This window comes from Pseudomonas sp., from assembly GCF_030684895.1.
GTDB lineage: Bacteria > Pseudomonadota > Gammaproteobacteria > Pseudomonadales > Pseudomonadaceae > Aquipseudomonas.
The window spans coordinates 1-13,945 of sequence record NZ_JAUXXP010000076.1 but is presented as its reverse complement, the minus strand read 5'-3'; the positions used below and the strand labels follow the sequence as shown (position 1 = coordinate 13,945).

Here is a 13,945-nt window from a genome sequence, read left to right as displayed (position 1 = left end):
GCACAACCCATCATGCCTACCACCACTCCCGCCCCGATTCTGCAAGACGCTGCCTTGCTGCAGCGTTTTCAGGCGCTCGACAGTTTCCTTATCGAGCACCAGGCGCTATGGCGACCACGGCCCTTTGTGCATTACCCGGCATTGCCCTGGGAAGCCAACCACCCACAGCTGGCAACCTGGCTCAGGGCACAAAGTCTGGAGCATGCCGAAGCGGCGCATAACCAGCCGCACCTGCTGCAAGCACCCGCACCCTTCCCGCAACTGGCCGCCCAGGCTCATGACCTAAGCCAGATAGGTGAACTGCCACAGTCACCCGTACAGGTATTACCCGCCCGTTTTAGCAGCGATGTACCGGGGCGCAAGTGGCAGCAAATCGACGCCTTCGCCCGCAGCCTGAGCTTTAGCCATGCGCCGCAACACTGGCTGGACTGGTGCGCTGGCAAAGGCCACCTCGGCCGGATGCTTGCACATGGCGGCGGCAACCTGACCTGCCTGGAATACAACCCGCAACTGGTGAGCAGCGGTCAACAACTCAGCCATAAACTCGGCATCGCCGCCCAACATATTGAGCAGGATGTGCTGGCCGCCGACGCAGCGAAGCAACTGCAGGCGCAACACACGCCCGTGGCGCTGCATGCCTGCGGCGAGCTGCATACGCGCCTGCTGCAACTGGCCAGCCAGGCCGGCTGCCAGCAACTGGCCGTAGCGCCCTGCTGCTACAACCGCATCAGTACAGCGACCTATCGACCGCTGTCAGCAAGCGCTCAGGCCTCAACACTGCAACTGGCCATCGACGACCTCAGCCTGCCGCTGAGCGAAACCGTCACCGCTGGCGCACGGGTACGCCGCCAGCGCGACCAATCCATGGCCCGCCGCTTGGCCTTCGACCTGCTGCAACGCCAGTTGCGTGGCGTCGACGAATACTTACCAACGCCATCCCTGCCGCCGGCCTGGCTGGACAAGCCCTTTACCGATTACTGCCAAGACCTCGCGGCACTCAAACAACTGCCTACACCCACCGCACAAAATTGGCAGCTGCTTGAACACAATGGCTGGCAACGCCTCGCCGAGGTGCGCAACCTGGAACTGCTGCGCAACCTGTTCCGCCGCCCACTGGAGCTCTGGCTGCTGCTCGACCGAGGCCTGTTTCTGCAAGAGCAAGGCTACAACGTGCGCCTTGGCACCTTCTGCAGCTACCAACAGAGCCCGCGAAACCTGCTGCTACTGGCAGAACACCCATGAAAGTTTCCCACAGCATCTGTGGATAACTCTGTTGACAGAATCTGAGCAAACCGCGCAAACGCCCGTTCCAGCTGCATGTCGCCAATCTGCGCATTTTTTAATCTGAAAATATAGCTTGTAAAAACATGCACTTAGCCAATACCGCGAACCAGCGCACAAAGCTCGCGCACGTTCGTACCAGATACCCTGCATATGTGCATAAGCATATTGCTACTGATAACAATGCCTGCACAGAACTACGCTCAGACGGCTTTACTCAGCCAAATGAATGGATATAATGGCGACCCTCAAAGGCCGGTATAGCTCAGCTGGTAGAGCAACTGACTTGTAATCAGTAGGTCCCGGGTTCGATTCCTGGTGCCGGCACCATATAAAGAAAGCCCCGCAGCGATGCGGGGCTTTTTTATGCAAAGAATACTGCACTTGCCCCATTCTGCATGGCTTGTAACACTGCCCAGCAATGTTCACCGAGCATATAAACAGGAAGGTGTGGGTCCGTGCATATCCTTATCACCGGCGGCGCCGGCTTTATCGGTTCGGCGCTGATTCGTCATCTGCTGAATCACACCGAGCATCAGGTGCTCAACCTCGACAAGCTGACCTATGCCGGCAATCTCGAGTCGTTGACCAGTGTTGCCGATCATCCTGGCTATCGCTTTGTGCAAGCGGATATTGCCGATAGCGCGGCGGTCAGCCAGGCACTGGCTGAATTTCAGCCGGACGCGATCATGCACTTGGCGGCTGAGTCGCACGTCGACCGCTCCATCGACGGCCCAGCGGCGTTTGTCCAGACCAATATTGTCGGCACCTATGCGCTGCTTGAGGCCACTCGCAGCTACTGGTCGCAGTTGGACCCTGCGCGCAAGGCAGCGTTTCGCTTTCACCATATTTCCACTGACGAGGTGTATGGCGACCTGCATGGCGTAGACGATCTATTTACAGAAACCACACCCTATGCCCCCAGCTCGCCCTACTCGGCGAGCAAGGCCGCCTCAGATCACCTGGTCCGCGCCTGGCAGCGCACCTACGGCTTGCCGGTACTGCTGACCAACTGCTCGAACAATTACGGCCCCTATCACTTTCCGGAAAAGCTGATCCCGCTGGTGATCCTCAACGCCCTGGATGGCAAGCCGCTACCGGTCTACGGCAATGGCCAACAGGTGCGCGATTGGCTGTATGTGGAAGACCATGCCCGCGCACTATTAAAGGTGGTAAGCGAAGGCAAGGTCGGCGAGACCTACAACATCGGCGGACACAACGAGCAGAAGAACTTGCATGTGGTGGAAAGTATCTGCGGGCTATTGGACGAGCTGGCGCCACGCCAGAACGGCTCATATAAAGAGCAGATCAGTTTCGTCACTGACCGCCCAGGCCATGACCTACGCTATGCCATCGATGCCAGCAAGATTGAGCGCGAACTGGGCTGGAAACCCGCCGAAACCTTCACCAGCGGCCTGCGCAAGACCGTGCTCTGGTACCTGGACAACCTCGACTGGTGCCGCCGCGTGCAGGATGGCAGCTACCAACGCGAACGCCTCGGCGCACTTTAAGGAGCAGCACAATGAAAGGCATCATTCTCGCCGGTGGCTCCGGTAGCCGCTTGCACCCCATCACCCTCGGCGTGTCCAAGCAGCTGCTGCCGATCTATGACAAGCCGATGATCTACTACCCGATCTCGGTGCTGATGCTCGCCGGTATTCGTGAAATCCTGATCATATCCACCCCGCAGGATCTACCGAATTTTCGCAAGATGCTCGGTGATGGCAGCCAGTTTGGTGTGCACTTCGACTACAGCGAACAACCCTCACCCGACGGTCTCGCCCAGGCCTTTATTCTTGGCGAAGACTTTATTGGCGCGGATTCGGTGTGCTTGATCCTCGGCGATAACATTTTTCACGGTCAGCACTTCACCGAGAAACTTCTGCGCGCGGCCGCAGAGCCATCAGGGGCTACGGTGTTCGGCTATTGGGTCAAGGACCCGCAGCGCTTTGGCGTGATCGAGTTCGATACTGAGGGTAAGGCCATCGCCATTGAGGAGAAGCCTACAGTTCCGAAGTCCAGCTATGCGGTGACCGGCCTGTATTTCTACGACAACGACGTGATCGAAATCGCCAAGGCGGTCAAACCTTCGGCGCGCGGCGAGCTGGAAATCACCGACGTCAACAACGCTTACCTGGTGCGCGGTGACCTGCGTGTAGAGCGTTTCGGCCGTGGCTTTGCCTGGCTCGACACCGGCACCCACGACAGCCTGCTCGACGCCTCGCAATACGTGCAGACCATCGAGCACCGCCAAGGCCTGAAAGTTGCCTGCCTGGAAGAGATCGCCTACCAGCAAGGCTGGATTGATCGCCAACAACTACTGGAACAGGCCAAAGCCTTCGGCAAAACCGGCTACGGCCAATACCTGTTCAAACTGGCCGAGGATTAACCATGCAAGCTGTTAACACCGAACTACCCGGCATGATCATTCTCGAGCCCAAGGTGTTCGGCGATCAGCGCGGTTTTTTCTTCGAGAGCTTCAATGCCCGCAGCTTTGCCGATGCCACCGGCCTGCAGCGTGAGTTCGTTCAGGACAATCACTCGCGCTCAGCCAAAGACGTGCTACGCGGCCTGCATTATCAAGTGCAGCAAGCGCAGGGCAAACTGGTACGGGTCACCGCTGGCGAAGTCTATGACGTGGCCGTGGACCTACGTCGCAGCTCGCCCACCTTCGGCAAATGGGCGGGCAATCTATTGTCCGCTGAGAACAAGCGGCAACTATGGGTGCCGGAAGGTTTTGCCCATGGCTTTGTCGTGCTCAGCGAGTTCGCCGAATTTCTCTACAAGACCACCGACTACTATGCCCCCGAACACGAGCGCTGCATCCGCTGGGATGACCCGACCCTGGCCATCGACTGGCCACTGGATGGCGCGCCGCAGTTATCAGCCAAGGATCAGGCTGGGCTCAGCTTCGCTGATGCGCAGGTTTTCCCATGAAGATTCTCCTGCTCGGCCAGCATGGCCAGGTCAGCCAGGAACTTCAGCGCGCCCTGCAAGGCGCAGGCGAACTGACAGTACTGGGCCGCGAGCAGCTGGACCTGGCTCAGCCCGAACTAATTCGTCAGCACGTCCAGCGCCTGCGCCCCGAGCTGATCATCAATGCCGCCGCGCACACCGCGGTGGATCAGGCCGAGAGCGAGCCGGAGCTGGCCTTCGCGATCAACGCCAGCGCGCCCGGCATCCTCGCCGAGGTCGCTGCCGAGCTGGGCGCTCCGCTGCTCCATTACTCCACCGATTATGTATTCGACGGCAGCCACGCCAAACCTTACCGCGAAAGCGACGCCACCCATCCGCTGAGCGTATACGGACGCAGCAAGCTGGCGGGCGAGCAGGCAATTCAGGCCGTGGGCGGTATGCACCTGATTCTGCGCACCAGCTGGGTCTATTCGCAGCACGGCAAAAACTTTCTGCTGACCATGCAGCGCCTGCTGCAGGAGCGCGAAAACCTTTCAGTGGTGGACGACCAGATCGGCGCACCAACCTGGGCCGGCACTATTGCCCAGACCACGGCGCAACTGATTGAGCAGTGGCGAACTGGCCAGGACGGCCCGTGGGGCGTGTATCACATGACTGCGCAGGGCGAAACCAGCTGGTTCGGTTTCGCCAGCGCGATTGCCGCGCACCTGCGCAGCCAGGGCAAACGCGTGGCGGCGCTGCAGCCCATTCCCAGCAGCGCTTACCCAACCCCGGCGCAACGCCCACTTAATTCACGTTTGGACTGCAGCCGCCTGCAGCAGGACTGGCAGGTTCAACTGCCAACCTGGCAAGCCGCGCTGGAGCAATGCCTCGCTCGCAGCTAAGCCCTGAAACGCTGAATCTGCTGCTGCAAACCGGTGGCCAGTTGCGCCAGATCGCGACTGGCAATCGAGCTCTGCTCGGCGCCGTTGACCACCTCGCCAATGCTGTCATTAAGGCTGCTGATGTTCTGGCTGATCTCGTTGGCCACCGCGGTCTGCTCCTCGGTAGCAGCGGAAATCTGCACATTGCCATCGGCAATGCCTTCGATGGCATGGGCAATATGATTGAGCACCTCACCTGCTTCACGGGCATGACTGACGCTGTTTTGCGCCTGCTCGCGCGATAGCTGCATGGCGCTTACCGCACTGCGCGCGCCGCCTTGCAGGGCATCGATCATGCTGCGAATCGACTCGGTGGCTTTCTGCGTATTACTGGCCAGGCTGCGCACCTCATCGGCCACCACGGCAAAGCCGCGCCCCGCCTCACCGGCACGCGCCGCCTCGATGGCCGCGTTGAGCGCCAGCAGGTTGGTCTGCTCGGCGATGCTCTGGATCACCCCAAGTACCTTGCTGATTTCATCGCTCTGGCTGTGCAGGGTGTCGATCACCTCGCCGGCTTTCTCCACCGACACCGACAACCCCTGAATCGATGTGAGGTTGGACTGCACCAACTCGCTGCCCTGGCGCGCTTCCTTGTTGGCGTCCGCCGCATTGCTCGCGGTGGACTGCGCATTGCGCGCCACCTCCTGCACCGCCACGCTCATCTGGTGCACGGCGGTGGCAACCATATTGGTCTGGTCACCCTGGGCCGAGGCGGCCTGGCTGACCTGGGCGCTGATCGCGCTCATTTCCTCAGAGGCAGCGGCCAGTTGAGTGGCGGTATCGGCCAGATGCCGGATCAACGCCTGCTGGTGCTCAAGCATGGTATTAAAGGCCCGCGCGGTATCAGACACCTCATCGCGACCGCTGGTATCGGCGCGCAGGGTCAGATTGGACGACTGCTGCACTTCGCTGATCAGGCTGCGCAAGCCAGCCAGCGGACGAATGATCGACAGGCTGATCAACAGCGCCGCCACCAGCACCAGCAACAACGCCACTGCGCCGATCAACACAAAGGTGTTGCGGATCGTCTGGTACTGCGCGGCGGTCTCGACGTTAAGTTGCTCGCCTTCACTCAGCTGTAGATTGATCAAGCCTTCCAGCTCGCCACCGAGCGGGTCGAACGTGTCATACAGGGTGCGATTGAACGGCCCGGCCTCCGCTGCCAATAGCTGGCCATTGCCGAGCTGCCCCAGATACTGATCGGCCAGTTGCTGCACCCGCAACAGATGCGGCTTGACCCGTTCGACCCGACTGCTTTCATCCCGGGTCAGACGGGTGGCGATGTATTCGGCCCAGGCCTTGTCGCCACGGCTGCGGGCATCACTGAATGCCTTGCGCAACGCGGATTCATCGAACACCCCGGCGCGGTATTTATGCAGTGCATCGACCATCGCCACCGCATAGGCATCAGAGACCACCTTGAGCTGGCTGATCGGCCGCATACGGTCGTTAAATAGCTCGTCAAAACTCTGATTGAGCTTGCCGGCGTTGGACAACGCCATAGCGATGACCACAATCAGCACCAGCAGCGGCACCACCGCCAACAGCAGCAGCCTCGCCCTTACCGTTATTTGTGCCAACATTGCAAACCTCCAGGGACCAAAGCGCAGCCGTCCATGCAGGGCGCAACCGGGGCGGCATCATTACTCCAAAGCGATGCCGAACGATTTGAGTATTGACCCATATCGGCGAGCTTGCCCACTTATTGCATAACCGCCACTCTCAACTGATCGCCCTGCCCGAGTAAGCGCATGTCCACCGCCCACCCTCACCCACGTCGTCCGCGTTGGCGCAGCCTGGCCGTCCTCGCCCTGCTGCTGACGCCCCTGCTGTGGCCGCTGCAGCAACTGGCCGAGCGTTACTACAGCGGCGTACTGGTCGAACAGAACCGCCAGACCCTCGACCTCTATGTGGCCAACCTGCTCGGTACGCTGCGCCGTTATGAAGTGCTACCCCCGATTCTCGGTGACCTGCCGGCCCTGCGTCTGGCCCTGCAGCAGCCAACCGAACGCGCCCTACTGGAGAACGCCAACCGCCTGCTTGACCGTGTGCGCGGGCAGACCGGGGCCGACGTGATCTACCTGATGGACCCCGACGGCAAGACCCTAGCAGCCTCCAACTGGGAGCAGAGCGATTCCTTCGTCGACCGCAACTTTGCTTTCCGCCCGTATTTCCGCGAAGCCATCGCCGGCCGGCCGGGGCGCTTCTTCGGCCTCGGCACCACCTCGGGCAAGCGCGGTTATTACTTTGCCGCCGCCGTGCGCGACGGTGAGCGCAACCTCGGCGCGCTGGTGGTCAAGGTCGACCTCGACCACACCGAAACCCTGTGGGGCAACACCCCGGAACAACTGCTGGTAACCGACGCCAATGGCGTGGTGATCCTCACCTCCAACAGCCAGTGGCGCTTTACCGCCAGCCGCCCGCTGGACGCCGCCGAGCGCGCCGCAATCGCCGCCAACCTGCCTTACCCGACCCAGGCGCCGCCACCGATCAAGCTGGATGCGCAGAACTGGATTCGCCAGGACCGCGAGCTCAAGGAAACCGGCTGGACCGTCAGTATTCTCGCGCCGCGCAGCCTGCTCGACCGCCCCGTACGCACCGCCCTGGTGGCCGGCGGCGGCATGCTGCTGTTGCTGATGCTGCTGCTCGGCCTGCTGATGCAGCGTCGCCGCCACTACCTGGAGCGAATCGCCCTCGACAGCCAGGCGCGTCAACAGTTGGAGCAACGCGTGCTGGAGCGCACCCTGGACCTGGAACGGCTGAATAGCCGGCTGAAACAGGAAGTGCTGGAACGTGAACAGGCTCAGCAGGAGCTGGTGCAAGCGCAGGATGAACTGGTGCAGGCCAGCAAACTCTCGGCCCTGGGCACCATGAGTGCGAGCATCAGCCATGAACTCAATCAGCCGCTGGCGGCCATTCGCAGCTACGCCGACAACGCCTGCGTGCTGCTCGACCACCAGCGCGGCGACGATGCCCGCGCCAACCTCAAGCTGATCAGCCAGCTTACCGAGCGCATGGCTTCGATCATTTCCCACCTGCGCGCCTTCGCCCGCCGTGACCGCCACGCCCCGGAAAGCGTGGCCCTGCAACCGGCCATCGACGATGCCCTGGCCCTGCTGGCCAAGCGTCGCCAGGCCATGCAGGTCGAGCTGATTCGCGACCTGCCCAACGCCACCCTGTGGGTGCAGGCTGGGGAAACCCGCCTGCGCCAGGTGCTCGGCAACCTGTTGGCCAACGCCCTCGATGCCTTGAGCGAAGTGCCGCAGCCCCGCCGCCTGTGGCTGAGTGCCGAACTTACCGCCGAGGGCGTCGACCTACACCTGCGGGACAATGGCCCCGGCTTTAGTCAGGAGGCCCTGCAACGCGCCCGCGAGCCATTCTTCACCACCAAAACCAGCGCTCAGGGCCTCGGCCTCGGCCTGGCCATTTGCGATACCCTGATGCGCGCCCTGGGCGGCGAACTGCTGTTCGCCAACCACCCCGACGGCGGCGCTCAGCTGACCCTGCGCCTGCGCGCCGCGGACCAGGGCATCAAAACCCAGTCGCCAGAGGACTTTGTTGTATGAGCATGATCGACTCCCGCACCCAGGTGCTGCTGATCGACGACGACCCGCACCTGCGTCAGGCGCTGAGCCAGACCCTCGACCTGGCAGGGCTCAAGGTCAGCAGCCTGGCCGACGCCCATGGCGTGGCCGCGCGCATCGAGCGCGACTGGCCGGGCGTGGTGGTCAGCGATATCCGCATGCCCGGCATTGATGGCCTGCAACTGCTGCAACAGCTGCAGGAGCAGGACCCGGAACTGCCGGTGCTGCTGATCACCGGCCACGGCGATGTGCCGCTGGCCGTGCAGGCCATGCGCGCGGGCGCCTATGACTTTCTGGAAAAGCCCTTCGCCAGCGACGACCTGCTCGACAGCGTGCGCCGTGCCCTGGCCCTGCGCCGCCTGGTGCTGGATAACCGCAGCCTGCGCATGGCCCTGGCCGACCGCCACACCCTGTCGGCGCGTTTGGTCGGCCAATCGCCAGCCATGCTGCGCCTGCGCGAGCAGATCGGCGCCCTGGCCGGGATCAACAGCGATGTGCTGATCCTCGGCGAAACCGGCGCCGGCAAGGAAGTGGTGGCGCGCGCGCTGCATGACCTGTCGAACCGCCGCGCCGGGCCGTTCGTGGCGATCAACGCCGGCGCCCTGGCCGAATCGGTGGTGGAAAGCGAGCTGTTCGGCCATGAACAGGGTGCCTTTACCGGCGCGCAAAAACGCCGCATCGGTAAGTTCGAATTCGCCAATGGCGGCACCCTGTTTCTCGATGAAATCGAAAGCATGAGCCTGGAAGTGCAAGTCAAACTGCTGCGCCTGCTGCAGGAGCGGGTGGTCGAGCGCCTCGGTGGCAACCAGCTGATTCCCCTGGATATTCGGGTGATTGCCGCGACCAAGGAAGACCTGCGCCAGGCCGCCGACCAGGGGCGTTTCCGCGCCGACCTGTATTACCGCCTGAACGTCGCCCCGCTGCGTATCCCGGCCCTGCGCGAGCGCGGCGAAGATGCCCTGTTGCTGTTCCAGCACTTTGCCGAGGCTGCCAGCAGCCGCCATGGCCTGGCCGAACGCAGCCTGCAACCGGGCCAGCGTGCAGCGCTGCTGCGTCATCCCTGGCCGGGCAACGTGCGCGAATTACAGAACGCCGCCGAACGCTTTGCCCTCGGCCTGGAACTTGACCTCGACCTGCAGGCACAGGCCGCTGCGCCGATGCCTGATGAGGACGGCAACAACGGCGGCCTGAACGCCCAGGTGGAAGCCTTCGAGCGCAGCCTGATCAGCGCCGAACTGAGCCGCTCGCACAGCTCGCTGCGCAGCCTGGCCGAGGCTCTGGGCGTGCCGCGCAAAACCCTGCACGACAAGCTGCGTAAACACGGCCTGAGCTTCGCCGACGCTGGCGGAAGCTCGCCAGACAGCCTCGAGTAGCCGGCGGATTTCCGCCAAAAGCTGCGCAAACGGCCTGCGCAGCAGCGCGCGAAATCTCCTGCAACAACCCGCCAGGCCTTGTCGCTGCTGCGTTTCACACTACTAACAGCGACCATTTCAGCGCCTGGCATGGCGGTTGCTCTAGCCTCCTGCAGGCGACTCACTAACGCACAGCTCTAGGCAATCTGCCCGACGCCCGTCATTTTCTGACAGGCCGCCTAGACTTGAGCCTGTTCGCCCGACTTGTAGCGCTGCGGCGCATCACGCAATACAAAAACAAGAGGAAAGACTCCATGTTCAAACTGACTGCCAAGGCGCTCGCGTGCGCCCTGTCGCTGAGCATCGCCGGCATGGCCCAGGCCGCCGACCCGATCGTGATCAAGTTCTCCCACGTGGTCGCCGACCACACCCCTAAAGGCCAGGGTGCCGTGCTGTTCAAGAAGCTCGCTGAAGAGCGCCTGGGCGACAAGGTCAAGGTCGAGGTTTACCCGAACTCCTCGCTGTTCGGCGATGGCAAGGAAATGGAAGCGCTGTTGCTCGGTGACGTGCAGCTGATTGCCCCATCGCTGGCCAAATTCGAGCAGTACACCAAGCAAATCCAGGTATTCGACCTGCCGTTCCTGTTTAACGACATGGCCGCCGTCGACCGCTTCCAGCTGAGCCCGGAAGGTCAGGCGCTGCTGAAGTCCATGGAAGATAAAAACATCACCGGCCTGGCCTACTGGCACAACGGCCTCAAGCAGCTGTCCGCCAACAAGGCGCTGCGTGAGCCGAAAGATGCCCGTGGCCTGAAATTCCGCGTACAGGCTTCCGCCGTACTGGAAGAGCAGTTCAAGGCCGTTAAAGCCAACCCGCGCAAAATGAGCTTCGCCGAGGTTTACCAAGGCCTGCAGACTGGCGTGGTTAACGGTGCCGAGAACCCCTACTCGAACATCTACAGCCAGAAGATGCACGAAGTGCAGAAGTTCATCACCGAGTCCAACCACGGTGTACTGGATTACATGCTGATCACCAACACCAAGTTCTGGAACGGCCTGCCTGCTGATGTACGCAGCGAGCTGGACAAGATCATCGTGGAAGTGACCGCCGAAGTGAACAAGCAGGCTGACGCCCTCAACGAAGGCGACAAGCAGCGCATCCTCGACGCGAAAACCACCGAGATCATTAGCCTGACCCCTGAGCAGCGTAATGAATGGCGCGATGCCATGAAGCCGGTGTGGAGCAAGTTCGAAGCTGAAATCGGTGCTGACCTGATCAAAGCCGCCGACGCAGCCAACCAGTAAGGCGGAGCAGGCTGCGGCCTGAGCCCAACCACAGCGCAGCCTTGCCGCTGCGCGATTGGCTGAATACCCAGGCAACCCTAGTGGGCTGCCTGGGTACGCCGCCCCTCAAACACTGGAGACTCTATCGATGAACGCCTTGCGGCGCGTCTGGGACCACTTCGAGGAAGGCTTTATCGCCTTTCTGCTGGCCGCCATGACGCTGGTGACCTTCGTCTACGTGATCCTCAATAACCTCTACACACTGTTCTACAACCTGGCGGATCGCTGGGAAGGCAGCAGTGAGTTGTTCTTCGCCATTGGCGACAGCATTCTCGGCATGGCCCAGTCAATGACCTGGAGCATTGCCCTGACCAAGGCGTTATTCGCCTGGTTGATCTTCTTCGGCCTGGCCTACGGTGTGCGCACCGCCGGGCACATCGGTGTCGATGCGCTGGTGAAACTGGCGAGCAAACCGGTGCAGCGGGTTATCGGCCTGATCGCCTGCCTGGCCTGCCTGGGCTATGCCGGGCTGATCACCGTGGCCAGCTTCGACTGGGTGAAAACCCTGTTCACCGCCGGCATCGGTGCTGAAGACCTCGGTCACTACGGCATCATGCAATGGCATATCACCCTGATCGTGCCGTTCGGCTACGCCATGGTGTTTATCCGCTTCTTGGAAATCTTCGTGCGCATCCTGCGCAACCAGCAGACCGGCCTGGGCCTGGCTGATGAAGCCGCCGAGGCGCTGAAGATCAATGAGCACGGGGAGCACAAACAATGACCATCCTGTTCCTCTTCCTTCTACTGTTCGTGCTGATGTTTATCGGCGTGCCGATTGCCGCCTCCCTGGGCCTGGCCGGCTCGATCACCATCATGCTGTTCAGCCCGGACTCGGTGCGTTCGCTGGCAATCAAGTTGTTTGAAACCTCCGAGCACTACACCCTGCTGGCGATTCCGTTCTTCCTGCTGTCTGGTGCGTTTATGACCACTGGCGGGGTGGCTCAGCGCCTGATCGATTTCGCCAACGCCTGTGTCGGCCATATCCGTGGCGGCCTGGCAATCTCGGCGGTGATGGCCTGCATGCTGTTCGCCGCGCTCTCCGGCTCATCCCCCGCCACCGTGGCTGCGGTGGGCTCGATTGCCATCGCCGGCATGGTGCGCTCGGGTTACCCGCAGGCGTTCGGCGCCGGTATCGTGTGTAACGCCGGCACCCTGGGCATCCTGATTCCACCGTCGATCGTCATGGTGGTGTATGCCGCTGCGACCGAGCAATCGGTGGGCAAGTTGTTTATGGCCGGCGTGGTGCCTGGCCTGCTGCTGGGCCTGGCGCTGATGGTGGCGATCTATATCGTCGCGCGGAAGATGAACCTGCCGGCCATGCCACGTGCCAGCCTGCGTCAGCTGCTGACCACGGCACGCAAGGCGATCTGGGGCCTGCTGTTGATGGTGATCATCCTCGGCGGCATCTACTCCGGCATGTTCACCCCCACCGAAGCAGCGGCGGTAGCGGCGGTCTACGCCGGCTTCGTCGCGTTGTTCGTGTACAAGGACATGACCATCCGCGAGTGCCCCAAAGTGCTGCTGGACTCCGGCAAGCTGACCATCATGCTGATGTTCATCATCGCCAACGCCATGCTCTTCGCCCACGTGCTGACCACCGAGCAGATCCCGCAGACCATCACCGCCTGGGTGATCGAGATGGGCCTGCAGCCGTGGCAGTTCCTGCTAGTGGTGAACATCGTGCTGCTGGTGGCGGGCGCCTTTATGGAGCCGTCGGCGATCATCCTGATCCTCGCGCCGATCCTGTTCCCGATTGCGGTACAGCTGGGCATCGATCCGATCCACCTGGGCATCATCATGGTGGTGAACATGGAAATCGGACTGATCACACCGCCAGTGGGGCTCAACCTGTTCGTCACCTCGGCGGTGACTGGCATGCCACTGACTGCCGTGATCAAAGCCGCCTGGCCGTGGCTGATGCTGCTGCTCAGCTTCCTGATGATCATCACGTACGTGCCTGCCGTATCCATGGCGCTGCCCACTTGGCTGGGCATGACCTGACAGCAACTCCGTGTGTACTTCCCTACACACTTTTCGCCCGGCCTTAGTGCCGGGCTTTTTTTGCCCGTAGCTTTTGTAGTGTGGGTCGGGCCGCGCAGGTTAGCCGCATGCAGCAATGGCCAGGTATCACGCCGCTCGAAACGCGGCGTAACCCACCATCGGTGTAACGCACGTCACTGTGTTAGATAGCCCGCGTTAAACCCGCGCCAACTCCGGCAAATCACCCGACAGCCCCAACGCCTGACGCACAAACAGCGCCTTGGCTTCCGGCAAATCATCCACCCAGTTGAGGCCGCTGTTGCGCAACCAGCGCAGCGGCAATGGGTCGGCCTGGAACAACCGCTCGAAGCCTTCCATCGCCGCCATCATCGCCAGGTTATGCGGCATACGGCGGCGCTCGTAACGGCTGAGCACCTTCACATCACCCAGGCGCTCGCCACGCTGCGCGGCATGCAACAGCACCTCGGCCAGCACTGCCACATCGAGAAAGCCCAGGTTGACGCCCTGCCCGGCCAGCGGATGGATGCTGTGTGCGGCATCGCCAA

The 13,945-nt window shown here is 61.9% G+C and carries 12 protein-coding genes, 1 tRNA gene and 1 pseudogene; 11 read left to right on the top strand and 3 right to left on the bottom strand.

The features are described from left to right. The first annotated feature begins 12 nt into the window (after positions 1 to 12). The 6 genes from Q8M42_RS16840 (at position 13) to rfbD (ending at position 5,081) form a co-directional block, all read left to right on the top strand. Positions 13 to 1,242: a methyltransferase gene (locus Q8M42_RS16840; protein WP_370692673.1), complete on the top strand. Its 1,230-nt coding sequence runs from the start codon at positions 13 to 15 to the stop codon at positions 1,240 to 1,242. A 293-nt stretch (positions 1,243 to 1,535) separates the two neighbouring features. Beyond that, a tRNA-Thr gene (locus Q8M42_RS16835) sits at positions 1,536 to 1,611 on the top strand. A 128-nt stretch (positions 1,612 to 1,739) separates the two neighbouring features. Then, positions 1,740 to 2,792, top strand: a complete 1,053-nt coding sequence (rfbB, locus tag Q8M42_RS16830; RefSeq protein ID WP_304863349.1) for a dTDP-glucose 4,6-dehydratase — start codon at positions 1,740 to 1,742, stop codon at positions 2,790 to 2,792. Positions 2,793 to 2,803: 11 nt separating this feature from the next. Continuing rightward, entirely contained in the window at positions 2,804 to 3,670 is an 867-nt protein-coding gene (gene rfbA / locus Q8M42_RS16825; RefSeq protein ID WP_304863351.1) for a glucose-1-phosphate thymidylyltransferase RfbA, read from the top strand. Positions 3,671 to 3,672: 2 nt separating this feature from the next. Next, positions 3,673 to 4,218 carry a dTDP-4-dehydrorhamnose 3,5-epimerase gene (gene rfbC, locus Q8M42_RS16820; protein ID WP_304863354.1) on the top strand — a complete coding sequence of 182 codons (546 nt, stop codon included), beginning with the start codon at positions 3,673 to 3,675 and terminating at the stop codon, positions 4,216 to 4,218. Then, positions 4,215 to 5,081: a dTDP-4-dehydrorhamnose reductase gene (gene rfbD / locus Q8M42_RS16815; RefSeq protein ID WP_304863357.1), complete on the top strand. Its 867-nt coding sequence runs from the start codon at positions 4,215 to 4,217 to the stop codon at positions 5,079 to 5,081. The genes rfbC and rfbD overlap by 4 nt, the downstream gene beginning before the upstream one ends. Here the strand turns inward: rfbD and Q8M42_RS21030 are convergent. Both Q8M42_RS21030 and Q8M42_RS21025 read right to left on the bottom strand, forming a co-directional pair. Beyond that, complete coding sequence (locus tag Q8M42_RS21030; protein WP_370870355.1) at positions 5,078 to 5,806, bottom strand: methyl-accepting chemotaxis protein; 729 nt, start codon at positions 5,804 to 5,806, stop codon at positions 5,078 to 5,080. The two genes, rfbD and Q8M42_RS21030, sit on opposite strands and share 4 nt — an antisense overlap. A gap of 135 nt (positions 5,807 to 5,941) precedes the next feature. Beyond that, positions 5,942 to 6,703, bottom strand: a pseudogene (locus Q8M42_RS21025) (MCP four helix bundle domain-containing protein); the annotation flags it as partial. A gap of 168 nt (positions 6,704 to 6,871) precedes the next feature. On the opposite strand from Q8M42_RS21025, the gene Q8M42_RS16805 reads away from it, so the two are divergent. From Q8M42_RS16805 to dctM, 5 genes are all read left to right on the top strand, one after another. Beyond that, on the top strand, positions 6,872 to 8,686 hold the full coding sequence (locus Q8M42_RS16805; protein WP_304863361.1) for an ATP-binding protein: 1,815 nt from the start codon (positions 6,872 to 6,874) through the stop codon (positions 8,684 to 8,686). Beyond that, a complete protein-coding gene (locus tag Q8M42_RS16800; protein WP_304863363.1) occupies positions 8,683 to 10,077 on the top strand; it encodes a sigma-54 dependent transcriptional regulator in 1,395 nt (464 codons plus the stop codon). The genes Q8M42_RS16805 and Q8M42_RS16800 overlap by 4 nt, the downstream gene beginning before the upstream one ends. Before the next feature lie 293 nt (positions 10,078 to 10,370). Beyond that, positions 10,371 to 11,360, top strand: a complete 990-nt coding sequence (dctP, locus tag Q8M42_RS16795) for a C4-dicarboxylate TRAP substrate-binding protein DctP (RefSeq protein WP_304863366.1) — start codon at positions 10,371 to 10,373, stop codon at positions 11,358 to 11,360. Between the two features lie 127 nt (positions 11,361 to 11,487). After that, positions 11,488 to 12,120 (top strand): TRAP transporter small permease, encoded by a 633-nt coding sequence (locus tag Q8M42_RS16790; protein ID WP_304863368.1) that lies wholly within the window; start codon positions 11,488 to 11,490, stop codon positions 12,118 to 12,120. Further along, positions 12,117 to 13,400, top strand: coding sequence for a C4-dicarboxylate TRAP transporter large permease protein DctM (gene dctM / locus Q8M42_RS16785; RefSeq protein ID WP_304863372.1), 1,284 nt, complete (start codon positions 12,117 to 12,119; stop codon positions 13,398 to 13,400). Before Q8M42_RS16790 ends, dctM begins: the two co-directional genes overlap by 4 nt. 195 nt (positions 13,401 to 13,595) lie before the next feature. On the opposite strand, the gene Q8M42_RS16780 is transcribed toward dctM, so the two are convergent. Continuing rightward, positions 13,596 to 13,945 (bottom strand): FAD-dependent monooxygenase (locus Q8M42_RS16780; RefSeq protein WP_305284918.1); only part of this gene is annotated, 350 nt, incomplete at its 5' end.

Bases quoted from the DNA above. Each gene is read 5' to 3' on its own strand.
- dctM (WP_304863372.1), top strand. From the start codon at position 12,117: ATGACCATCCTGTTCCTCTTCCTTCTACTGTTCGTGCTGATGTTTATC.
- rfbD (WP_304863357.1), top strand. From the start codon at position 4,215: ATGAAGATTCTCCTGCTCGGCCAGCATGGCCAGGTCAGCCAGGAACTT.
- rfbA (WP_304863351.1), top strand. From the start codon at position 2,804: ATGAAAGGCATCATTCTCGCCGGTGGCTCCGGTAGCCGCTTGCACCCC.
- Q8M42_RS21030 (WP_370870355.1), bottom strand. From the start codon at position 5,806: ATGGTTGCCACCGCCGTGCACCAGATGAGCGTGGCGGTGCAGGAGGTG.
- Q8M42_RS16800 (WP_304863363.1), top strand. From the start codon at position 8,683: ATGAGCATGATCGACTCCCGCACCCAGGTGCTGCTGATCGACGACGAC.
- rfbC (WP_304863354.1), top strand. From the start codon at position 3,673: ATGCAAGCTGTTAACACCGAACTACCCGGCATGATCATTCTCGAGCCC.
- Q8M42_RS16805 (WP_304863361.1), top strand. From the start codon at position 6,872: ATGTCCACCGCCCACCCTCACCCACGTCGTCCGCGTTGGCGCAGCCTG.
- dctP (WP_304863366.1), top strand. From the start codon at position 10,371: ATGTTCAAACTGACTGCCAAGGCGCTCGCGTGCGCCCTGTCGCTGAGC.
- Q8M42_RS16840 (WP_370692673.1), top strand. From the start codon at position 13: ATGCCTACCACCACTCCCGCCCCGATTCTGCAAGACGCTGCCTTGCTG.
- Q8M42_RS16790 (WP_304863368.1), top strand. From the start codon at position 11,488: ATGAACGCCTTGCGGCGCGTCTGGGACCACTTCGAGGAAGGCTTTATC.